At 30.5% G+C, this 23,672-nt stretch carries 20 protein-coding genes; 14 read left to right on the top strand and 6 right to left on the bottom strand.

All coding sequences use genetic code 11. The features are described 5' to 3' along the window. Nucleotides 1-248: 248 nt before the first annotated feature. Both VK164_RS02655 and VK164_RS02660 read right to left on the bottom strand, forming a co-directional pair. Nucleotides 249-1,202, bottom strand: a complete 954-nt coding sequence (locus VK164_RS02655; RefSeq protein ID WP_324207860.1) for a transketolase family protein — start codon at nucleotides 1,200-1,202, stop codon at nucleotides 249-251. A gap of 4 nt (nucleotides 1,203-1,206) precedes the next feature. Beyond that, nucleotides 1,207-2,055 carry a transketolase gene (locus tag VK164_RS02660; RefSeq protein ID WP_324207891.1) on the bottom strand — a complete coding sequence of 283 codons (849 nt, stop codon included), beginning with the start codon at nucleotides 2,053-2,055 and terminating at the stop codon, nucleotides 1,207-1,209. Nucleotides 2,056-2,218: 163 nt separating this feature from the next. Here VK164_RS02660 and tgt point away from each other — a divergent pair, with 163 nt between their 5' ends. The 11 genes from tgt to VK164_RS02715 all read left to right on the top strand — a co-directional run bounded on the left by tgt (nucleotide 2,219) and on the right by VK164_RS02715 (nucleotide 15,018). Beyond that, nucleotides 2,219-3,349, top strand: coding sequence for a tRNA guanosine(34) transglycosylase Tgt (gene tgt, locus VK164_RS02665; protein WP_324207861.1), 1,131 nt, complete (start codon nucleotides 2,219-2,221; stop codon nucleotides 3,347-3,349). A gap of 60 nt (nucleotides 3,350-3,409) precedes the next feature. Beyond that, nucleotides 3,410-4,498 carry an LptF/LptG family permease gene (locus VK164_RS02670; RefSeq protein WP_324207862.1) on the top strand — a complete coding sequence of 363 codons (1,089 nt, stop codon included), beginning with the start codon at nucleotides 3,410-3,412 and terminating at the stop codon, nucleotides 4,496-4,498. Further along, complete coding sequence (locus tag VK164_RS02675; RefSeq protein WP_324207863.1) at nucleotides 4,485-5,363, top strand: DMT family transporter; 879 nt, start codon at nucleotides 4,485-4,487, stop codon at nucleotides 5,361-5,363. Before VK164_RS02670 ends, VK164_RS02675 begins: the two co-directional genes overlap by 14 nt. 81 nt (nucleotides 5,364-5,444) lie before the next feature. After that, on the top strand, nucleotides 5,445-6,398 hold the full coding sequence (locus VK164_RS02680; protein ID WP_166237444.1) for an acetyl-CoA carboxylase carboxyltransferase subunit alpha: 954 nt from the start codon (nucleotides 5,445-5,447) through the stop codon (nucleotides 6,396-6,398). Between the two features lie 142 nt (nucleotides 6,399-6,540). Beyond that, nucleotides 6,541-8,088, top strand: coding sequence for a replicative DNA helicase (gene dnaB / locus VK164_RS02685; protein ID WP_324207864.1), 1,548 nt, complete (start codon nucleotides 6,541-6,543; stop codon nucleotides 8,086-8,088). Between the two features lie 96 nt (nucleotides 8,089-8,184). Beyond that, nucleotides 8,185-8,493 carry a hypothetical protein gene (locus VK164_RS02690; protein ID WP_324207865.1) on the top strand — a complete coding sequence of 103 codons (309 nt, stop codon included), beginning with the start codon at nucleotides 8,185-8,187 and terminating at the stop codon, nucleotides 8,491-8,493. Between the two features lie 621 nt (nucleotides 8,494-9,114). Beyond that, a complete protein-coding gene (locus tag VK164_RS02695; RefSeq protein ID WP_324207866.1) occupies nucleotides 9,115-9,909 on the top strand; it encodes a sensor histidine kinase in 795 nt (264 codons plus the stop codon). Continuing rightward, nucleotides 9,909-10,595 carry a response regulator transcription factor gene (locus VK164_RS02700; protein ID WP_324207867.1) on the top strand — a complete coding sequence of 229 codons (687 nt, stop codon included), beginning with the start codon at nucleotides 9,909-9,911 and terminating at the stop codon, nucleotides 10,593-10,595. The genes VK164_RS02695 and VK164_RS02700 overlap by 1 nt, the downstream gene beginning before the upstream one ends. 354 nt (nucleotides 10,596-10,949) lie before the next feature. Then, the gene (locus tag VK164_RS02705) at nucleotides 10,950-12,227 is read left to right on the top strand and encodes an asparagine synthetase B (RefSeq protein WP_324207868.1); all 1,278 of its coding nucleotides are present in this window, start codon (nucleotides 10,950-10,952) and stop codon (nucleotides 12,225-12,227) included. Nucleotides 12,228-12,260: 33 nt separating this feature from the next. Further along, a complete protein-coding gene (locus VK164_RS02710) occupies nucleotides 12,261-14,282 on the top strand; it encodes a tetratricopeptide repeat protein (RefSeq protein ID WP_324207869.1) in 2,022 nt (673 codons plus the stop codon). 4 nt (nucleotides 14,283-14,286) lie between these two features. Then, the gene (locus tag VK164_RS02715; RefSeq protein WP_324207870.1) at nucleotides 14,287-15,018 is read left to right on the top strand and encodes a LytR/AlgR family response regulator transcription factor; all 732 of its coding nucleotides are present in this window, start codon (nucleotides 14,287-14,289) and stop codon (nucleotides 15,016-15,018) included. Nucleotides 15,019-15,270: 252 nt separating this feature from the next. Here the strand turns inward: VK164_RS02715 and VK164_RS02720 are convergent, their stop codons facing one another. Next, entirely contained in the window at nucleotides 15,271-15,729 is a 459-nt protein-coding gene (locus VK164_RS02720) for a DUF1569 domain-containing protein (protein ID WP_324207871.1), read from the bottom strand. Nucleotides 15,730-15,843: 114 nt separating this feature from the next. Between VK164_RS02720 and VK164_RS02725 the strand changes: the two genes are divergently transcribed. The 3 genes from VK164_RS02725 (at nucleotide 15,844) to guaB (ending at nucleotide 19,297) form a co-directional block, all read left to right on the top strand. After that, the gene (locus tag VK164_RS02725; protein ID WP_324207872.1) at nucleotides 15,844-16,863 is read left to right on the top strand and encodes a quinone-dependent dihydroorotate dehydrogenase; all 1,020 of its coding nucleotides are present in this window, start codon (nucleotides 15,844-15,846) and stop codon (nucleotides 16,861-16,863) included. Nucleotides 16,864-16,881: 18 nt separating this feature from the next. Beyond that, the gene (locus tag VK164_RS02730; protein WP_324207873.1) at nucleotides 16,882-17,745 is read left to right on the top strand and encodes a hydroxymethylglutaryl-CoA lyase; all 864 of its coding nucleotides are present in this window, start codon (nucleotides 16,882-16,884) and stop codon (nucleotides 17,743-17,745) included. A 79-nt stretch (nucleotides 17,746-17,824) separates the two neighbouring features. Further along, the gene (gene guaB, locus VK164_RS02735; RefSeq protein ID WP_324207874.1) at nucleotides 17,825-19,297 is read left to right on the top strand and encodes an IMP dehydrogenase; all 1,473 of its coding nucleotides are present in this window, start codon (nucleotides 17,825-17,827) and stop codon (nucleotides 19,295-19,297) included. A 74-nt stretch (nucleotides 19,298-19,371) separates the two neighbouring features. Here guaB and VK164_RS02740 read toward each other — a convergent pair whose 3' ends face one another. The 3 genes from VK164_RS02740 to purB form a co-directional block, all read right to left on the bottom strand. Beyond that, entirely contained in the window at nucleotides 19,372-19,875 is a 504-nt protein-coding gene (locus VK164_RS02740) for a CAP domain-containing protein (RefSeq protein ID WP_324207875.1), read from the bottom strand. A 49-nt stretch (nucleotides 19,876-19,924) separates the two neighbouring features. Continuing rightward, nucleotides 19,925-22,159, bottom strand: coding sequence for a cation:proton antiporter (locus VK164_RS02745; RefSeq protein WP_324207876.1), 2,235 nt, complete (start codon nucleotides 22,157-22,159; stop codon nucleotides 19,925-19,927). A gap of 119 nt (nucleotides 22,160-22,278) precedes the next feature. Then, nucleotides 22,279-23,622 (bottom strand): adenylosuccinate lyase, encoded by a 1,344-nt coding sequence (gene purB / locus VK164_RS02750; protein WP_324207877.1) that lies wholly within the window; start codon nucleotides 23,620-23,622, stop codon nucleotides 22,279-22,281. Nucleotides 23,623-23,672: the final 50 nt, after the last annotated feature.

Here is a 23,672-nt window from a genome sequence, read left to right on the forward strand (position 1 = left end):
TTGTTTTGATAAGAACTACTATTGGAGTAATCTTCTTCTAACGAACAAGACGCAATAATTATTCCAATTAGGAATAAGAGTAGGGAGTTTTAAAAAATTTTTGTTGCATATAGTTTGGTTTATGAGTTCAAATCCAAATATAAAATATCTTCATCACATTGCATTACAGATTTTCTGTACATTTTGTTAAATTTTTTGCATAAAAAAAAGCACTACTTTCGTAATGCTTTTATGATTATTTCAAAAGATTACTTTCTTTTAATAACTCTTTCTACCGCTTCAACAATCGCTTGATTGTTTAATTTGTATTTTTCCATTAATTGGTCTGGTGTTCCACTTTCTCCGAAGCTATCGTTTACGGCTACAAATTCTTGTGGTACTAAATGGTTTGCCACTAACGTTCTTGAAACACTTTCTCCTAAACCACCAATAATGTTATGTTCTTCGGCTGTAACTACACAACCTGTTTTCTTCACCGATTTTAGAATTGCTTCTTCATCTAAAGGTTTAATCGTGTGAATGTTGATTACTTCTGCCGAAATTCCTTTTGCTTCTAATGCTTCAGCGGCAATTAATGCTTCCCAAACTAAATGTCCAGTTGCAATAATCGTAACATCAGTTCCTTCGTTTAATAAGATTGCTTTTCCAATTACGAAAGGTTCGTCAGCGGGCATAAAGTTAGGCACTACTGGACGACCAAAACGCAAATATGCAGGACCATGATGATCCGCTAAAGCAATAGTTGCTGCTTTTGTTTGGTTGTAATCACATGTGTTAATTACTGTCATACCAGGTAACATTTTCATCAAACCTATGTCTTCTAAGATTTGGTGTGTTGCTCCGTCTTCTCCAAGAGTTAACCCCGCGTGAGAAGCACAAATCTTCACATTTTTATCTGAATATGCTACCGATTGACGAATTTGATCATAAACTCTTCCAGTAGAAAAGTTTGCGAATGTTCCTGTGAAAGGAATTTTTCCTCCAATCGTTAATCCAGCAGCAATTCCAATCATATTTGCTTCAGCAATTCCAATTTGGAAGAAACGCTCTGGGTGATTTTTCTTGAAATCGTCAAATTTTAATGATCCAATTAAATCCGCACAAAGTGCCACTACGTTTTCATTTTTTTGACCTAATTCAGTCATTCCAGCTCCAAATCCTGAACGGGTATCTTTGCTGCCTGTGTTGGTATATTTTTTCATAATTTTAGTAGTCTCCTAAAGTTTCAACATTTTGTTCTAACGCTTTTGCTAATTGGTCATCATTTGGCGCTTTTCCATGCCATGCGTGGGTATGCATCATAAAATCTACACCATTCCCCATTTCAGTATGTAATAAAATACAAACTGGTTTTCCGTTACCTGATTTAGCTTTTGCATCTACTAAACCAGCTTTGATAGCATCAATGTTGTTTCCTTCTTTAATTTCTAATACAATCCAATCAAAAGCTTCAAACTTTGCTTTTACGCTTCCCATTGCTAAAACTTCGTCTGTAGTTCCGTCAATTTGTTTTCCGTTTAAGTCGATAGTTGCAATTAAGTTGTCTACTTTTTTAGCTGAAGCATACATGATCGCTTCCCAGTTTTGTCCTTCTTGTAATTCACCATCACCTAAAAGAGCAAAAACCAAATGGTTGTTGTTGTTCAATTTTTTTGCTTGCGCAGCTCCAATGGCAACAGATAATCCTTGTCCTAATGAACCCGAAGCCATTCTGATTCCAGGTAAACCTTCATGAGTCGTTGGGTGACCTTGTAATCTTGAATTTAATTTTCTGAAAGTTGCTAATTCTGCTACTGGAAAGTAACCGCTTCTAGCTAAAACACTGTAAAAAACAGGAGAAATATGACCGTTTGATAAGAAGAAAATATCTTCATTAATTCCGTTCATGTCAAAACCTTCGTTACGTTTCATAACGTCTTGGTAAAGGGTAACCAAAAACTCAGCACATCCCAAAGAACCTCCCGGGTGGCCTGAATTTACGGCATGAACCATACGAAGAATATCTCTTCGAACTTGTGTTGTAAAATCTTGTAGTTGTTGTGTGTTAGACATTATAAAAGATATATATGTTAATTGCTTGCAAAAGTAATTTTATTTTTTTGGTGCTACAAATCATTTTGTTAGAAGTTATTAATAATTATTGTTAATCATAAATAATTCTAAATTCCAATTTCTAAATTCTAAAATAAATTATCTTTGCGGTTCGTAAAAGCACAATATGAAGTTTGATTTAATTACCAAAGACCCACAAAGTAAAGCCAGAGCAGGAAAAATAACTACCGATCATGGTGTTATTGAAACTCCAATTTTTATGCCCGTTGGAACTGTTGCTTCTGTAAAAGGAGTTCATCAACGTGAATTAAAGCAAGATATTAATCCAGATATTATCTTAGGGAATACTTATCATTTATATTTAAGACCACAAACCGAAATACTCGAAAAAGCTGGAGGTTTGCATAAATTCATGAATTGGGATAGAAATATCTTAACCGATTCAGGCGGTTATCAAGTGTATTCTTTATCGGGAAGAAGAAAAATTAAAGAAGAAGGTGTAAAATTTAAATCGCATATTGATGGTTCTTACCATTTCTTTTCTCCTGAAAATGTAATGGAAATTCAGCGTACTATTGGTGCTGATATCATTATGGCTTTTGATGAGTGTACACCTTATCCTTGTGATTATCGTTATGCGAAACGTTCGATGCACATGACGCACCGTTGGTTAGACAGATGTATTAATCATTTAGAAAAATTACCTTTTAAATACGGATATGAACAAACATTTTTTCCAATTGTTCAAGGAAGTACATATAAAGATTTAAGAGAACAATCTGCAGAATATATTGCAAACGCTGGAGCTCAAGGAAATGCTATTGGAGGATTATCTGTTGGTGAGCCAGCCGAAGAAATGTATGCAATGACAGAAGTAGTAACTGCCATTCTTCCAGAAGATAAACCAAGATATTTAATGGGGGTAGGAACACCAATCAATATTTTAGAAAATATCGCGTTAGGTATTGATATGTTTGATTGTGTAATGCCAACACGTAATGCTAGAAATGGTATGTTATTTACTGCTCACGGTTCAATCAATATCAAAAATAAAAAATGGGAAGCTGATTTTTCGCCAATCGATGAAATGGGCCACACTTGGGTAGATACGGAATATTCGAAAGCATATTTGAGACACTTATTTGCTGCCAATGAATTCTTAGGAAAACAAATAGCTACGATTCATAATTTAGGTTTTTATATGTGGTTAGTTCGAGAAGCCAGAAGGCAAATTATAGCTGGAACTTTCAGAGAGTGGAAAAATAAAATGGTGATTCAAATGAGTCAAAGACTTTAAAATTGGTTTCAAGTTTCATGTTGGTTTGAAACTTGAAATCTGATACCTGAAACTTAAAATATGAAAATAATAGATAAATACATTTTAAAACGTTATTTGGTTACTTTCTCAGTGATGTTAATTATGTTTATTCCAATTGGGATTACCATTGATGTATCTGAAAAGGTGAATAAAATGATTGAGAAAAAAATTCCATTGACTGATATTTTAGTCTATTATGGTGATTTTACAATTTATTTTGCCAATTTGTTATTTCCTATTTTTTTGTTTTTATCAATTATTTGGTTTACTTCAAAATTAGCTAACAATACCGAGATTATTGCAATTTTAAGTTCTGGAATTTCATTTTCAAGATTTCTGCGACCTTTTATTTATGGAGCTGCAATTGTTTCTGTTTTCGCTTTAATCATGGGGTTCTTTTTGGTACCAAAAGCAAGTAAAGGTTTTAATGATTTTAGATATCAAAATTTAAAAGGGAATAATAAAACAAGAGAAACTTCCGATATTTTTAGACAAATTAAGAAAGAAGGAAAACTTGAAGAAAATATTTATGTGAGTAATTACAATTATTTATCACAAACTGGTTTCAACTTTACCTATGAAAGATTTTATGATAATGTTTTAGTTGAAAAAGTTACTGCAAACAGAATTCGTTACAATGAGATATCAAAGAAATATACTTTATATAACTATAATAAAAGATTAATAGGAGAATTTGACGATAGATTATTAAAATCTGATAAAATTGATTTGGCCTATAATTTTGAACCAGATGACTTAACACCAGTTGTATATGTTGCTGAAACAATGACAATTGGTCAGTTAAATTCCTTTATTAATAAAGAAAGGGAAAGAGGAAATGGTAATATAAATACATATTTGGTTGTTTTTTACAAAAAATTTAGCTTACCAGTTTCTGCTTTTATATTGACAATTATTGCTGTGGCAGTTTCTTCAATGAAAAGAAGAGGGGGAATGGGTGTGAATCTTGCTATCGGAATTGTAATTGCTTTTATTTTTATTTTCTTTGATAAAGTATTTGGAACTTTAGCCGAAAAATCTAGTATTCCTCCATTTATTGCAGTTTGGTTACCTAATTTTGTTTTCGGAATTCTAGCAGTTTATTTACTACGTAATGCAAAACGATAATTTAAAGAGTTATTTACATCTTCATTTAATAGTTTTTATTTGGGGATTTACTGCTATACTAGGCAGGTTGATAACACTTGACGCTTTACCATTGGTTTGGTTTAGAATGCTATTTGCAGTGTTTTTTATATATTGGTATATTAAATACAAAAAAATTCCAACCAAAATACCTAGAGTAATTATTTTTAAATTTCTTGTTGCTGGTTTAATTATTGCATTGCATTGGTTTACTTTCTTTAGGGCTATAAAAGTTTCTAATGTTTCTATTACACTTGCATGTCTATCAACAGGTGCTTTTTTTGCCTCATTAATCGAACCTATTTTCTTTGGAAAAAAAATAGTTTGGTACGAAATTTTCTTTGGATTAATTGTAGTTTTTGGACTTACCATCATATTTAATGTAGAAACTAATTATATTGAAGGAATAATTTTAGCATTAATATCTGCTTTTTTATCTGCTTCTTTTGCAGTTATCAATAGTAAATTTGTTAAAGAATATGATCCTACAGTGATTTCTTATTATGAGTTAACTGGAGGCGTGTTGTTTTTTTCATTTTTCTTATTGTTTAGTAATAGTTTTGACGCCGCTTTTTTTCAATTATCAGTTTCAGATTTTGTTTACTTAATGATTTTAAGCTCAATATGTACAGCTTATGCTTTTATTGCATCTACGGCAGTTATGAAGTATTTAAGCCCATACACAGTAATGTTGACAATTAATTTAGAGCCAATTTATGGTATAATTTTGGCTTATTTTATATTTGAAGACAAGGAACAAATGTCATCCATGTTTTATATAGGTGCAATAATCATTTTAGCAACAGTGATTGCTAACGGAATTGTTAAAAGCTTAAAAAAAAAATAACAACTAATTAAAGATAAGTTTATAAAGTTAATTGAAAATTTTATCTTTGTAATAACAAACACAAACCCAAATAAACCGATTATGGAATATTTAGATTTTGAATTACCAATTAAAGAGCTTGAAGACCAATTAGATAAATGTGAAATTATTGGTCAAGAATCTGATGTAGATGTAACAAATACATGCAAGCAGATTGAGAAGAAATTAGAAGAAACGAAGCGAAAAATATATAAAAACCTTACCGCTTGGCAACGTGTTCAGCTTTCAAGACACCCAAATCGTCCTTATACTTTAGAACATATAACAAATTTAACTAAAGGAACATTTTTAGAACTTTTTGGAGACAGAAATTTTAAAGATGACAAAGCTATGATTGGCGGTCTTGGTCAAATTGATGGTCAATCTTATATGATTATTGGTCAACAAAAAGGAATCAACACAAAAATGCGTCAGTATAGAAACTTTGGGATGGCAAATCCAGAAGGATATAGAAAAGCGCTTCGTTTGATGAAAATGGCTGAAAAATTTGGAATTCCAGTTTTAACGTTAGTAGATACTCCAGGTGCTTATCCAGGTTTAGAAGCAGAAGAAAGAGGTCAAGGTGAAGCTATCGCTCGTAATATTTTTGAAATGACTCGATTAAAAACTCCAATCATTACTGTTATTATTGGTGAAGGAGCATCAGGTGGAGCATTAGGAATTGGAGTAGGTGATAGAGTATTTATGTTAGAAAATACTTGGTATTCTGTTATTTCACCTGAATCTTGTTCTTCTATTTTATGGAGAAGTTGGGAATATAAAGAGCAGGCAGCAGAAGCATTAAAATTGACTTCTTTTGATATGAAAAAACAAAAGTTAATTGATGATATTATCCCAGAACCTCTTGGAGGAGCTCATTATGATAAAGAAACTACTTTTAAAACAGTTGAACAATATATTTCTAAAGCATATAAAGAATTAAAAGATTTATCAACAGAAGAATTAGTAGCTCAAAGAATGGATAAATATTGTAACATGGGCGAATTTAAAGAATAGCCTTGTTCTACATAATTATAAGAAATCCGGAGCGAATTAGTTTCGGATTTTTTTTGGCTTATTAACAATAAAATTAAGTTATCAACACTTGAGTATTAAGAACTCAACAATTTTTTTTGTAAAAATTGGTTAACTTCGCAATATGGAAAATATCAGAAATATAAACCCTATTAAAGTAGATAAAACTACAATCATTAATTTAGAAAAAGGTAAACTACCTCCTCAAGCCTTAGATCTTGAAGAAGCAGTGCTTGGCGCTATGATGATTGATAAAAAAGGGGTTGATGAAGTTATTGATATTTTGCAACCAGATGCCTTTTATAAAGATGCTCACAAACATATTTTTGAAGCTATTGTTCAGTTATTCAATGAAACTCAACCAATAGACTTATTAACGGTTTCGGCTCAATTAAAGAAAAACGGAAAATTAGAATTATCTGGTGGCGATTTTTATTTAATACAACTTACGCAAAAAATATCATCATCCGCTCATATTGAATTTCACTCACGTATTATTCTTCAAAAATTTATTCAACGAAGCTTGATAAAAATTTCAAGCGAAATCATTGAAGAATCTTATGATGAATCTACTGATGTATTTGATTTACTAGACAAAGCTGAATCAAAATTGTATGAAGTTACACAAGGAAATATAAAAAGAAGCTCTGAAACAGCACAAAGTTTAGTCATTCAAGCCAAAAAGCGCATTGAAGAAATTGCAGGAAAAGAAGGATTAAGCGGAATTGCTACAGGATTTCATAATTTAGATAAATTAACTTCCGGTTGGCAACCTTCCGATTTGATTATTATTGCAGCGCGTCCGGGTATGGGTAAAACGGCTTTTGTTTTATCAATGGCTCGTAATATGGCTATTGATTTTGGAGCACCTGTTGCTTTATTTTCATTAGAAATGTCATCTGTACAATTAATTACTCGTTTAATTTCGTCTGAAACTGGACTTTCTTCGGAAAAATTAAGAACAGGAAAACTTGAAAAACATGAGTGGGAACAGCTGTCAATCAAAGTTAAGGATTTAGAAAAAGCCCCTTTATATATAGATGATACACCATCATTATCAATTTTTGATTTGCGTGCTAAAGCTAGAAGACTTTCTTCTCAATATGGAATTAAAATGATTGTGATTGATTACCTTCAATTAATGACTGCTGGAGGAAATGGAAAAGGTGGTGGAAACCGTGAACAAGAAATTTCAACTATTTCTCGAAATTTAAAAGCATTAGCAAAAGAGTTAAATGTTCCAGTTATTGCACTTTCACAGTTATCTCGGGCTGTTGAAACTCGTGGTTCAAGTAAGCGACCGCTACTTTCGGATTTGAGGGAATCTGGTGCTATTGAGCAAGATGCAGATATTGTATCATTTATTTATCGTCCTGAATACTATAAAATTGACGAGTGGGATGATGAAGAACGCTCTCCAACTCAAGGGCAAGCGGAATTTATAGTTGCTAAACACCGTAATGGAGGTTTAGATAATATTCGATTAAAATTTGTGGGTAACTTAGGAAAGTTTGAAAATTTAGATGATTTTAGTTCCCCATTTGACGCATTACCATCAAAAATGAATTTAGATGATAGTAATCCATTTATAACTCCAAATTTACCAACACCAAATGAAGCATTTGGAAGTACAATGAACACAATGGATGACGATTCAGATGTACCATTTTAATTCATTCATCGATAAAACAGACATTTTGGTCTGTTTTTTTTTGTTAAATAGATATTTTTCTTACATTTATTTGTATAACCTCTAAAAGAACAAATTATGTCAGATTTTACGATTACACTTGACGAAGCAAAAACATGGGCTAAGTCATGGAGAAACAATCCACCAAAAGCATTAGCAAAAGGCCATTTAATTCAAGGAGAAGCATTAACAGAATTATTAGGAACAGCAGGAGTTGTTAGCGTTAGAGCCTACATGGGCGTTGATGGTACAGGAACTCAAAAATTAATGCTTGTAGGAGTTGATGCATCTGGAAACGATTTAATTGATGCCACACATTTAATTTATGATAGAACACAACCATGTCCTTCATGCTGTGATACAAATAGTCCGTTATTTAATCCATAATTTTGTTTGATTCAAGGTATCTATTTTTAACTTCGGCAATCTTATGTTTGCTTTATTTTATAGGTTTTTCTAAGCAAGGAAAAACCTATAAAATTTTTTCGTTTTATTTATTTGGGGTATTACTTATAGATTTTATTTCTTCTAAGCTTTGGAAATGGTTTGGGATATATAATATTTTTACTTCTCATTTTTATGATTTGTTTCAGTTTGTAATCTTAAGTTATTTTTATGCAACATTGTTAAAAACAAAGCAACAGCTATATATAGTTTATTCCTTAATTATTGTATTGCCTATTTTTTTGCTTTCAAGATATGTGTTCAATCCAAAGATGTTTTTTGAATATAGTTTACTTGAGACATATTTAGCTACAATGCCCATAATTATTTATGGAACCATGCATTTGTATAATAATTTAAATGAGAAGAAAGAATTTCATTATGCTAATATTGGAATTTTATTATATCTATTTTGTAGTACATTTATTTTTCTATTATACGAGTTAAATAATGCGTTTCAAATAAGATCATTTAATGATTTTATTATCAATACTAATATTGTATTACAATTTATAAAATTTGGGTTTTTCTTTATACAATGGAAGGTAATTTATTTTAAAAAATATGAACTCAATTAGTTTAGAAAATACCGAATTAATCAAAGCCGTTTTTTTTATACTACTGGCTTTTTTATCTATGTTTTTGGTTCTAATTTTATTCTTTTACTTTTCTAGAAAAAAAATTGTCAAACAAGAAATAGAAAAGAAAAATTTAGAAATTGATTATCAAAGAGCATTATTAAATTCGATATTGATTACGCAAGAAAATGAACGTCAGCGTATTGCACAAGATTTACATGATGATATTAGTTCAAAGTTAAATGTTGTTTCTTTGAATAGTTATCTTTTAAAGACTCCAAATTTAAGCGAATCAGAGCAAACCGAAATTACCAATAACATCATTGATTTAACACAAAAAGCCCTCGAGAATTCTAGAAGAATTGCTCATGATTTATTACCACCTGTATTAGAAAAATTTGGGTTAAGTGCAGGTATCGAAGAACTGGTAGAAGAGTATAACAGTACAAAAGCAACTAAAGTAAATTATAGTAATTCTATTCATTTTAATGATGCAGATATTGATAGAAACTTGCATATTTTTAGAATTTTACAAGAGTTGTTAAATAATTCGGTTAAACACGGAAAAGCTACTTTAATTTCAATTGAATTTACTACTTTAGACCATCAAAATATGTGTACATATACTGACAATGGTGTTGGGTTTGACTATTTGGAAGAAGATAATAGAAAAGGGTTGGGAATGAGAAATATAGAAAGTAGAATTAGTTTTCTAGGAGGAAAATATACCATCACTTCAAAACCAAACGAAGGTATTAAAATTGTATTTAATTTCTTATGATGGAAAATAAAATAAAGATTTTTTTAGCAGATGATGAAGAATTATTCCGAAAAGGGATTGTTTTTTTATTGCAAAGAGAAGAAAATATTGAAATTCTTTTTGAGGCTTCAAATGGAAGTGATTTGATTGAAAAACTCAAAACTACAGACACACTTCCAGATATTATCTTAATGGATTTAAAAATGCCATTATTAAATGGAGTAGAGGCAACAAAAATTATTCATAAAGAGTTTCCTCAAATACGAATAATAGCGCTTACTAGTTATAACACTAAATCATTTATTGCAAATATGATTGATGTGGGTGCTGCCTCTTATCTAGTTAAAAGTTCATCTCCAAAGGATATGCTCAAAACAATTAATGAAGTTGCAGAAAAAGGTTTTTATTATAATGAAATAGTGATGGAGGTAATTCATCAAGATATTTTGTCTAAAAATACATCAAGAACACTTTTAGATGAAGATTTTCTAACCTTAAGAGAAAAGGAAGTGTTAGAATTAATCTGTAAGCAACATAGTTCTACGGAAATTGCTGATATGATGAATGTTAGCACAAGAACGGTAGATGGTCATAGAAACAGCCTTTTGCAAAAAACTAATTCTAAAAATATGGCTGGATTAGTCATTTTTGCCATCCAAAATAAAATCATATCATTAGATGATTCAAATAATGAAATTGAATCCTAAAAGATTATAGATTTTTAAATAAATTAGTAGCTTCTACAAAATTGAAATACTAAAATAAAATAAACAAGTATTGTAACAATAAGTACTAAGTATCCGATTTTTTTTAAAACTTTCATTTCTTTCGAATTTAATAGGGATAAATTACTTTTATTTGCGCTCATCTTTATTTGATTTTTGATACATGTCAAAGCTAAATCATTTTTTTTTCCTGTGTAAGAGTAAAAATACCTGTTTTTCAAAATAGGTATTTTTACGGGGGTAACTAGGTATTTTTACGGGGGAACCATTTTAACATTTCTATGAAATGAATTTGTTATAAAAGTTATAAATTAGACCAATTTTTAATTCCAATGAATGAAAACGTTATATAAATTTTTCTTTTTTACTTTGATTTTATTGACAACTTTGTCAAGTAAAGCTGCTTTTGTATTAATTCCAATGGAAGCAGAAGGACAACAAAATCATTTGAAGGCATATGGCATTACTTATTGGGCTTTGGACAAAAGTTACAAAGTAAGTTGGTTGTTGAATTATAGAGGAGGCTCTTTTTTATTACCAGATGCTCCAGAAATTAGAAAAGAATGTCAAATTAGAGGAGTAACATTTGAAATACTTTCAGATGCAACAACAAACACAATTTTAGAGGAGATTAGCTCTCCTTCGCAAAACATGGAAACTGTGGTTTTAGAAAAAGCCCCTAAAATTGCGGTTTACACACCTAAAGGAAAACAGCCTTGGGATGACGCTGTTACTATGGTTTTAACTTATGCAGAAATTCCATATACAGAAATTTATGATGAAGAAGTATTATCAGACCAATTATTATTGTATGATTGGTTGCATCTACACCATGAAGATTTTACGGGTCAATATGGAAAGTTCTTTGGTAATTATAGAAATACTCCTTGGTATATTCAACAAAAGGCGGATGCAGAAGCTTTAGCAAAGAAGTTAGGCTATAATAAAGTTTCTGAAGAAAAGTTAGCGGTTACCAAAAAAATTAGAGACTTTGTTATAGGTGGAGGATTTATGTTTGCGATGTGTTCTGCAACAGATAGTTTTGATATTGCTCTTTCTGCTGAAGGAGTCGATATTTGTGAACCTATGTTTGATGGTGATGATTCTGATGCTAATTATCAATCTCAAATTGATTATTCAAATACTTTTGCGTTTAAAGATTATAAATTAGAACGTCAACCTATTGTATATGAATTTTCAGATATTGATACTACTGAAGAACATGGAAAGGGGGCATTTATAATGGATAAGGATTATTTTACGTTAATGGAATATTCCGCAAAATGGGATCCGATTCCAACAATGTTATGCCAAAATCATACACAATTAATAAAGGGTTTTATGGGACAAACTACTGCATTTTCTGCGGATAAAATAAAATCTAATGTGCTGATTATGGGAGAATGTAAAATTAATGAAGAAGCACGCTATATTCATGGTACTAAAGGGAAAGGTATGTTTACTTTTTATGGCGGTCATGACCCAGAAGACTATCAGCATAGAGTAGGTGATGCGCCAACCGTTTTAGATTTACACCCAAATTCTCCAGGATATCGATTAATTTTGAATAATGTATTATTTCCAGCTGCAAGGAAGAAAAAGTTAAAAACATAATTTTCATATATTTATTGTTATAATTCTGCTGGGATGAGTAAAAAAAATAAACGATTATTTTCTTTTCAAAATATTTTTATAGGATTACTTTTCCTATTTTTTTCCATAAGTTATTGTCAAGAGAACACTAAAATTGACAGTTTAAAGCGATTAATTGAAAAATATAAATCTAACTCAAAGAACACTTTAGTAGATTCTTCAAAAGTTGTTTTATTGAATCAGTTAAGTGAAGCATATATAGAATCTAATCCTATCGAAGCATTAAAATTTGCTAAGGAAGCATTAGAATTATCAAATAATATTCATTATAAAAATGGAAGTTTGATGTCTTATTCTAATATAGGAAGAATTAATAATAATACAGGTGATTTTACAATTGCAATTGAAAATCTGAATAAAGTCTTAGCTCAAAAAAATACTATAAAAAACATAACTTTTCTTGGAGACAATCATTTTTATTTAGCACAATCATATTTGTTTTTGAATAATTTTCCAGAAGCTTTAAAAAATTTAAATATAGCACTTCAATTATTTGAAAAATTAAACGATAACTTAAGAATCGCAAGAATCTATAATAACATTGCTATATTATATGGAAAGCAAGATCGTTTTGATAAAGAATTGAGTTATTATAATTTAGCATTAGCTACTATAAAAAATGAAAATTCAAAAAAAGCTAATAAGTTAAAAGATGTTATTAATTCTAATATTGCACTTATTTATAATGATAAAGGAGAGCATGAAAAAGCATTACAAATATTATTAAATTCTTACATTAATAGAGATAAAAAAAGCAATCCTAATAATTACGCTCTTATTTGTAGAAGTTTAGGTTCTACATATCTGAGTTTAAAAAATCATGATAAAGCAATTGAATTTTTTGAGAAATCGTTAAAAATATATTCAGAAACTGGCAATAAATCTGGATTAGGAGATGTATATAGAGAGCTAGGAAAAGTATATTTTCAAAAGAAGAATAACCAAAAAGCAATTGAACTTACCGAGAAAGGACTGTCGATTTCACGACAAATTGGGGAACTTGAATCAATAAAGTTTGGGCATGAAAATTTAGCAAAAATTTATAGTCAATCCGGTAATTATAAAAAAGCATTTGAAAACCAGCTGTTATATAAAAAGTATAGTGATTCAATGTTTAATGGCGAAATAAACAACAAAATGAATCAATTGCAAATGAACTTTGAATTCGAAAGAAAACAAGAAATGTTGCAATTAGAACAAAAGCAAAAGGATGAAAAACAAGTAAATGAGGCAAAAAAGCAGAAAATCTTATTTTCAATTATAGCTTTGAGTTTGTTTTTTGTGAGTATTCTAGCCGTTGGAATTTATGTTAATTTAAAACAACATCAAAAGCAGAAAAAAATTGTTGAAAAACAAAAAGAAGTTATTCAGAATTCTTTGACAGAAAAGGAAACATTATTGAGAGAAATTCATCATCGGGTTAAAAATAATCTGCAAATCATTTCTAGCTTATTAAATATGCAATCGTATGATATTGATGATGAAAAAATTTTAACAACCATTCAAGAAGGACAAAGTAGAGTTCAAGCCATGAGTTTGATTCATCAAAATTTGTATCAATCTGAGCATGTAAATAAAGTTGATGTTGAAAATTATTTAAAAGAGTTAGTTGCGTATTTGTCTAAAATGTACCGAGGCGATTCAGATGAAATACTAGTTGCTATTGAAACAAAAGGAATTCAATTTGATTTTGACACTGCTATTCCTCTTGGTTTAATTGTTAATGAATTGGTTTCAAACGCATATAAACACGCATTTAAAGATAGTATAAAAGGAAATATTTGGATTGAAATTCAAGCAATAAATGATGTAGACTATGAATTAAAAGTTAGTAATAATGGTAATAAACTTCCATTAGATTTTGATATTGCTAAATCAAAATCGTTAGGATTGAAATTGGTTACTATTTTGAGTAAACAATTAAGAGGAAGTTTTAAAAATGAATCTACTAATAGTAAAACAGTGTGTGTAGTCGTTTTTAAAGATTTAAAAGCATTTCAATCGTTAGAAGTATAAATTTATGGTGCAAATTGTTATCGTTGAAGATGAACTTATTATAGCTGAAGATGTAAGTAATATGTTAACTCGTAAAGGTTACGAAGTAATGGGAATTGCTATGGATTATGATGAAGCTATTGCTGTTTTAAAAGTTAATAAACCTGATTTAATTTTGCTAGACGTAAACTTAAACAGTAAAAAAGACGGAATTGATTTAGCAAATACAATCAATGAGTTTTATGGAATACCTTTTATATTTACTACTTCTTATTCAGATTCTGCAACACTTGAGCGTGCAAAAAAATCAAATCCAATCAATTATTTAGTCAAACCATTTAAAGAAGAGCAATTGTTTACAGCAATTGAAATAGCATTACACAAATTAGCAAATCAAGATAAAAAAGAAGTTGAAACTACAAAATCTGATGAAGCTTTGGTAATTAAAGATGCCCTTTTTATTAAAGATAAATTCAAATATACAAAGTTGATTATCAATGAAATATTGTGGATAAAATCAGATGGTAACTATTTAGAAATTCAAACAACCCAAAAAGAGGAACTGATTAGAGCAACTTTATCAAATTTTATTGAGCGTTTAAAAAGTGATACCTTTTTTAGAACACATAAATCATATATTATCAATTTAGATTTTTTAACTAAAATTGAAACTAATTGTGTTTATATTCAAAATACAAAAATTCCAATTTCAAAAAATTATCATGATGAGTTAGTAAAAAAATTAAATATTCTTTAACTAGCCAAAATAATATCACAAATAGAACTTACTTCATAACAACTAGAACTAGTTTCATAACATTATTTTTTTAGACTAAAATTTTTTCATTCTTTTTATATTGTTAAATAAGAATAAACATAAAAAGTGAAAATGATTTACAATTTAAAAAACCAACTTTCAGGTAATACAAAATTATTATTGAAAGTTTCGGGCGTTATTGCTTTAATTATACTTATTGTATTTTATTTTTATTTAGTGTTTAGCTACGTATTAATTTAGAATATCATCTATAATTTTTAAATGATGATTAGTATGTAATACTAAAAATTTTTCAGTTGGTTTCTTATTTAGATCACCAAAATAAGGATGCGGAAAATAATTATTTTTATTTAGATCATTCCAAACATCTAAATTTTTTTTCACTTTTTGTAAGCTTAATTGTAATACTTCAGGGTTAATTGTTCCTTCTGGACGCACAATTTTTGGAGCTTTTGCCTTTCCTCTTGGTATTTTATTTAAAATATCTAAAATTAATAAACGATAGAAATTAAATTTCCATTTATAAGATCCCGGATTTGATTTTTTTGTTGCAATAATTATTTGGTCAATTGTTTTCAAACTATGTTCAATATGCCAGCCTACACTTTCTCCTGAAATAGAAAGATTAGTTGCATCATAGTGAATTATTTTGGATTCTAATCTTGAGATTAAAGAAAATAAGGTTTTCATAAGGAACTAATTATTTATTAAGTAAATGTACAAAAGATAATTTTCAGTTATTCTTAATTAGTAACATTATATTTTGATTTCTATTTTATACTTTTGCATTACAACACAACTACTATGTATAAATTATTTATTCGTCCATTATTTTTCTGTTTCGACCCAGAAAAAATTCATTATTTTACGTTTTCATTAATTCGTTTTTTTAATAAGATTCCTGGTTTTTCAAGACTATTTCAAGCACTTTATGAAGTAAAAGATAAGCGTTTAGAAAGAGAGGTTTTTGGAATTAAGTTTAAAAATCCAGTAGGTTTAGCTGCTGGTTTTGATAAAGATGCTAAATTATATAACGAACTTTCTAACTTGGGTTTTGGATTTATAGAAATAGGAACTTTAACACCAGTTGGACAGGAAGGTAATCCAAAAAAACGCCTTTTCCGTTTGAAAGAAGATAATGCAATCATCAATAGGATGGGTTTTAATAATGGCGGCGTAAAAGATGCTGTAGAACGTTTAAAACAAAATAAAGGTGTTTTAATAGGTGGAAATATAGGAAAAAATAAAGTAACTCCTAACGAAGAAGCCGTTAATGATTACGAAATTTGTTTCGAAGCTTTGTTTCCATATGTTGATTATTTTGTAGTGAATGTTAGTTCGCCAAATACACCAAATTTGAGAGAACTTCAAGAAAAAGAACCACTTAAAAAGCTGTTGCAAACACTAGAAAGTAATAAACTACAAACTATTAATCATAAACCAATACTTTTAAAAATTGCACCAGATTTAACAGACGAGCAATTGTTAGACATTATCGATATAGTTAATGAAACAAAAATCGCTGGTGTAATTGCAACAAATACTACACTTTCAAGAGAAGGTTTACAATCTGTAAATAAAACTGAAACTGGAGGTCTATCGGGGAAACCATTAACAAAACGTTCTACAGAAGTAATACGTTTTCTTTCAGAAAAAAGTAATAAATCGTTCCCAATTATAGGAGTTGGCGGAATTCATTCAGCTGAAGATGCGATTGAAAAATTAGAAGCAGGAGCAAGTTTAGTGCAACTTTATACCGGGTTCATTTATGAAGGACCAACATTAATAAAAGCAATCAATAAAAAGATTTTGGAAAACAGCTAAAATTTATATCTTTGAGCTATGAATCCAATCAAAATTATAGAGTGTCCACGCGATGCTATGCAAGGTATAAAACCTTTTATTCCTACAGAAAGAAAGGTAAAATATATACAATCATTATTGCGGGTGGGTTTTGATACTATAGATTTTGGTAGTTTTGTTTCACCCAAAGCTATACCACAAATGCAGGATACAGTAGAAGTATTATCTCAATTGGATTTATCAGCAACTAATAGTAAATTGTTAGCAATCATTGCAAATACACAAGGGGCTCAAAACGCTTCAGTTCACAAAGAAATTCATTATTTAGGTTTTCCTTTTTCAATTTCTGAAAACTTTCAAATGCGTAATACCCATAAAACCATTGCAGAAAGTTTAGTTACACTTCAAGAAATTTTAGAAATTGCAGATAAATCAAATAAAGAAGTGGTAACCTATATTTCAATGGGCTTTGGTAATCCATATGGAGATCCGTGGAATGTTGAAATTGTAGGAGAGTGGACTGAAAAATTGGCTAATATGGGTGTTAAAATTTTATCTCTATCTGATACGGTTGGAAGTTCAACACCTGAAGTCATTGATTATTTGTTTTCTAATTTGATTCCAAAATATCCACATATTGAATTTGGTGCGCATTTACATACAACTCCTGAAAAATGGTTTGAAAAAATCGATGCGGCTTACAGCGCTGGATGCAGAAGATATGATGGAGCTATCCAAGGTTTTGGAGGTTGTCCAATGGCAAAAGACGATTTAACAGGAAATATGCCTACCGAAAAATTATTATCTTATTTCACTACTAAGCGAGAAAACACCAATACCAGCCCAATGAGTTTTGAAAGTGCATATAATGAGGCGACTAAGTTATTTGGGGAGTTTCATTAAAAACTAATTGTTATTCCTGTTACTAATCACTTTTTTTCTTATATTTGCACGCAATTTAACAACAACTACAAATTGCACCATGAAAGCACACACAACTAAGATCGTTGGCGAAGGACTTACATACGACGACGTTTTGCTTATTCCAAATTATTCAGAAATCTTACCGCGTGAAGTAAACATTCAATCGAAGTTTTCGAAAAACATTACATTAAATGTTCCTATTGTTTCGGCTGCTATGGATACAGTAACCGAAAGTTCTATGGCAATTGCTATGGCACAAGAAGGAGGAATAGGTGTTTTGCATAAAAACATGACGATTGAACAACAAGCGGCAAAAGTTAAGAAAGTAAAACGTGCGGAAAGCGGTATGATTATCGATCCAGTCACGTTACCATTAACTTCAACGGTTGGCGATGCTAAATCAGCAATGAAAGAATTCAGCATTGGCGGAATTCCAGTAGTAGATGAAAACGGAATTTTAAAGGGTATCGTAACCAATAGAGACTTACGCTTTGAAAAAATAAATTCTCGCTCTATTTTAGAAGTGATGACTTCAGAAAATCTTGTAACAGCTGCTCAAGGCACAACATTGCAAGAGGCAGAAGGTATTCTGCAAGAAAATAAAATTGAAAAATTACCAGTAGTCGATAACAATAATAAATTAGTTGGTTTAATTACTTTTAGAGATATTACTAAGTTAACTCAAAAACCAATTGCTAATAAAGATAGATATGGTCGTTTACGTGTTGCTGCCGCTTTAGGTGTAACAGCTGATGCGGTTGAACGTGCTACTGCATTAGTAAATGCTGGTGTAGATGCTGTAATTATCGATACTGCTCATGGACATACCAAAGGTGTGGTTGATGTGCTGAAGGCTGTTAAAGCAAAATTCCCAGAATTAGATGTCGTTGTTGGAAATATTGCTACTCCAGAAGCTGCTTTATATTTAGCTCAAAATGGAGCAGATGCAGTAAAGGTAGGAATTGGACCTGGTTCAATTTGTACTACTAGAGTAGTAGCTGGTGTTGGATTTCCACAATTTTCTGCGGTTCTTGAAGTTGCTGCGGCTTTAAAAGGAACAGGAGTTCCAGTAATTGCTGATGGTGGAATTCGTTATACAGGAGATATCCCAAAAGCTATTGCAGCGGGTGCAGATTGTGTAATGTTAGGTTCATTGTTAGCAGGAACAAAAGAATCGCCAGGAGAAACAATAATTTTTGAAGGAAGAAAATTTAAATCTTATCGCGGAATGGGTTCTGTTGAAGCGATGCAAGAGGGTTCAAAAGATCGTTATTTCCAAGATGTGGAAGATGATGTTAAGAAATTAGTTCCAGAAGGAATTGTAGGTCGTGTGCCTTACAAAGGAGAATTAAATGAAAGCATGCAACAATTCATAGGTGGTTTAAGAGCTGGAATGGGTTATTGCGGAGCAAAAGATATTCCAAATTTACAAGAAAACGGACGTTTCATTAGAATTACAGCGAGCGGAATTGGAGAAAGCCATCCACACAACGTAACGATTACGAAAGAAGCTCCGAATTATTCTAGATAATAAAATTTTCAAAAAAAGAAACCTGATAGTTTATGTAGCTATCAGGTTTTTTTATTCTCAAAATATAATACAAATTACTTTGCTCCAAATAATTGCACAGCATATATTTTCTTGTTTTCCCAATCAATGCAAAAGCCAATTTCTGTATATAAATATTTATGTTCAATCATGTTTTTGTAATGATTTGGTGAATTTTTCCATAGATTAAACATTTTTTGAGCTAATTCGTCTAAATCCTCATCAGCATATATTTGATCTTTAATGCTTGTAAATAGTAAATTTTCACCAACTAAATTAAAAGAATTTCCACCATAAAAAAGTACACGATCTTTAGGCTTTAATTTTCTTTCATCAGTTTGTTCGTGAGATAAATTTTGAATCTTTGCTATATATTTTGCGTGATCATCGGCAGCTTTTTCTAGATATGAATCTAAACCAAGCAGTTTTCGGTCTTTATTTACTCGTTCTTGATTTATTAGTTTATGCAATTTAATTTTTAACCTTTCTAAATCAACTTTATTTTGACTAAAACTAAAAAAAGAGATAAGAAGTAAGAGAACAATAAAATGATTTTTCATATAATCGTTTTTTTCATTATTAAACTCAAAAAATGATTAAATCGTATAATTATCCTTTCAAAAATTCAGCAATTTTTTTCTTATCCCCAGCAATCCAAAGAATATCATCAGATTCTAAAATCCAATGTGATTCTGGGTTTAATATACGTTTTCCATTACGCTCAATACCTACGATAATGCCATGTGTTTTTTCTCTAATTAATGAGTCACGTATACTTTTTCCTATACAAATTCTGTTTTTTAATTCTAGTTGTTGCAAAATAATTTCGTCTTCAGCCACAACTTCAGGAATATCTATTTCATGCTTATCTAAATAATTTTTAAAAGCTACAACTTGTTCGTCGGTACCAATAACACTAATTTCATCACCTGGAAATAGCCGTTCGGTACGAATAGGTATGTTGATGGTAATTTCACCTCGTTTGATAGATGCAATATTTATTCCAAATTGTTCTCTTATTTTTAATTCTTCCAATGTTTTACCCGCTATATTAGATTCTAATGCGATATAAAAATTTGCCATGTGTCCATCCCAAGGAGATAAAACATTTTGTCTCTTATTTGGTTTAGATAATTCTCTTCCATGAAAATTTCTCAAAAAATGGGATTCGATTTTATTATAAAATGAATGTAATTTTTTTGGAAATAAAACATAGCTAATGATAGCAATAACTAATGCTATCAAAGCGATTCCTGGAGAAAAGAATGTGTTTAATATGAATCCAATATAAAATAAAGTCAATACAATTCTAAAAAAGACTAAAACAATTATTGGTCCTTGATATTTTCTAACTTGCATTAATTCTTGCACTTGTTTTACGGCAACCCTTCGCAATGATAACGCCCATAAAAATGGAGATAGTATAATTAATGTTATTAATGCAGCTAGTGCATTTCCAAATCTTGAATCTTGCACCAGAGGCATAATATACTTTGATGAAAGTATAATAATTGCTACAATAATTATGGAATGAAGGATTACTTGTGTTAAATAGGAACGAAGTACAATTTGCCAATTGCTAACAGATTTTATGGCTTCAGTATTTGCGCTATAACGTTCAATTTTTTTAACCCAACGCCTTGGTAATTTTTTTTCTAAATAGATTGAAAAAGGAGTCGATAACTTTACCATAAATGGCGTTGTAAAAGTTGTTATAGCAGAAACGGCTACCACAATAGGATATAAGAAATCACTAGTTACATTTAACGTCATTCCTAAAGTAGCTATGATGAAAGAAAATTCACCAATTTGTGATAAACTCATTCCGGTTTGTATAGATTGTTTTAAAGGTTGTCCAGAAAGTAATGCACCAATAGTAGAACTTAATGATTGACCAACAATTACCACAACCGTTAATATTCCTACAGGAATTGCATATTTAGCTAACATTTCTGGATCAATTAGCATTCCTACTGATACAAAAAATACAGCTCCAAATAAATCTTTTACTGGTTTTACCAAATGTTCAATGTGTTCCGCTTGTGTAGTTTCGGCAATAATGGAACCCATAATAAATGCACCAAGAGCAGGTGAGAAGCCAACATTTGCAGCAAAAAGAACCATTAATAAACACAGAGCCAGTGAAACTATTAGTAACATTTCGTCTGTTAAAAGATGTTTGGCTTTTTTTAGTAATGTTGGGATAAAGAAAATTCCAGCAACAAACCATATCGTTAAAAAGAAGATTAATTTTAAAACTGATTTTAGTAATTCGCCACCCGAAAATTGTTGACTTACAGCAACTGTTGATAATAAAACCATCATTAAAATGGCTAAAATATCCTGAACAATTAAAGCACCAATTACATTTCCTGCGAATTTTTGAGTTTTTACTCCTAATTCATCAAAAGTTTTAAGAATTATTGTAGTTGAAGAAATTGATAAAATGACACCTAAAAATAAGCTATTCATTTTACCCCAATCCATTAATTGGCCAATAAAATAACCTAAAGCTACCATTCCAATTATTTGTGTCATAGCCGTTATTGAAGCCGTTCCACCTACTTTCATTAGTTTTTTGAAACTAAATTCGAGTCCTAAACTGAATAAGAGGAATATTACACCAATTTCTGCCCAAACGGTAACGCTATTCATGTCTTTAACTGTTGGGAAAAAATCAAACTCACTTCCCGCTAAAAAACCGGCTACTAAATAACCAAGAACTAATGGTTGTTTTAGTAACCTAAATAATAAAACAGCAATTGCTGCTGTGACAAGAATTAATCCTAAATCACTAATTAAATCAGGTAGATGAACCGCGGAAGTGTTTAATGGAATTGGCATATAATTGATTTTTTACTAAAATAGTGAAAATGGTTTGGTTTTCAAAATGAGAAAAATATAAAATCTCGTTAAAATTACTTCTAACGAGATTTTTTTAATGAGTTTTAGTATGGAAAAAATTAAATTCCCAAATAATTACTCGGTGTAATTTGCATTAATTCAGCTCTCACTTCTTCAGAAACTTTTAATGTTCTAATGAAATTATGAATGGCTTCTTTGTTAATTACAGTATTCGTTCTGGTTAAGTCTTTCAAAGCTTCGTATGGATTTGGATAGCCTTCACGGCGTAAAATCGTTTGGATGGCTTCTGCAACTACTGCCCAGTTTTTCTCTAAATCTTCTGCGAATTTGTCTTCGTTTAATAACAATTTGTTCAATCCTTTTAAAGTCGCTTCAAATGCGATTAAGGTGTGTCCCATTGGAACGCCAATATTACGTAAAACCGTACTATCGGTTAAATCGCGTTGTAATCTTGAAACGGGTAATTTTGCTGAAAGATGTTCGAAAATTGCATTTGCAATTCCTAAATTTCCTTCTGAATTTTCAAAATCGATTGGATTTACTTTATGTGGCATTGCCGAAGAACCAATTTCGCCTGCTTTGATTTTTTGTTTGAAATAATCCATAGAAACATAAGTCCAAATGTCTCTATCCAAGTCGATTAAAATGGTATTGATACGTTTTAAAGCGTCAAAAAAGGCTGCAAAATGGTCGTAATGTTCAATTTGTGTGGTTGGAAACGAATGGTGTAATCCTAAACTGTTTTCTACGAAATCGCTTCCAAATTTTCTCCAATCGGTGTTTGGATAGGCAACTTTGTGTGCGTTATAATTTCCAGTTGCACCACCAAATTTAGCTGCAAAAGGAACGTTGAACAATAAACGCATTTGCTCTTCTAAACGTTCTACGAAAACCAAAATTTCTTTTCCTAAACGAGTGGGAGAGGCTGGTTGGCCGTGTGTTCTAGCTAACATTGGAACGTTTTGCCATTCCATTGCTAATTCTTTCAATTTCGCAATTACACTTACTAGACCAGGTAAATAAACATTTTCAAACGCTTCTTTAGTAGAAAGCGGAATCGCTGTATTGTTGATATCTTGAGAGGTTAATCCGAAATGAATAAACTCCTTATATGCTTGCAATCCTAAACCATCAAACTTCGATTTGATAAAATATTCTACCGCTTTTACATCATGATTTGTTGTTTTTTCGGTCTCTTTTATCCAAAGTGCATCTTCGGTAGAAAAGTTTTTATAAATTGCTCTTAAAGAATCATAAATCGATTTGTCAATATTGGCTAATTGAGGTAAATCCGCTTCGCGCAAAGCAATAAAATATTCAACCTCTACCAAAACACGGTATTTAATTAAGGCTTCTTCAGAAAAATAAGGAGATAAAGAAATAGTTTTGCTTCTATAGCGACCATCAATTGGCGAAATAGCGTTTAATTCTGTTAATTGCATTTTGTTGTGTGTTGTTTAAAGAAGTGCAAATTTAGTAATTAGTGATTAGT

Origin of the sequence: Flavobacterium sp., from assembly GCF_035299005.1 — a bacterium.
GTDB lineage: Bacteria > Bacteroidota > Bacteroidia > Flavobacteriales > Flavobacteriaceae > Flavobacterium.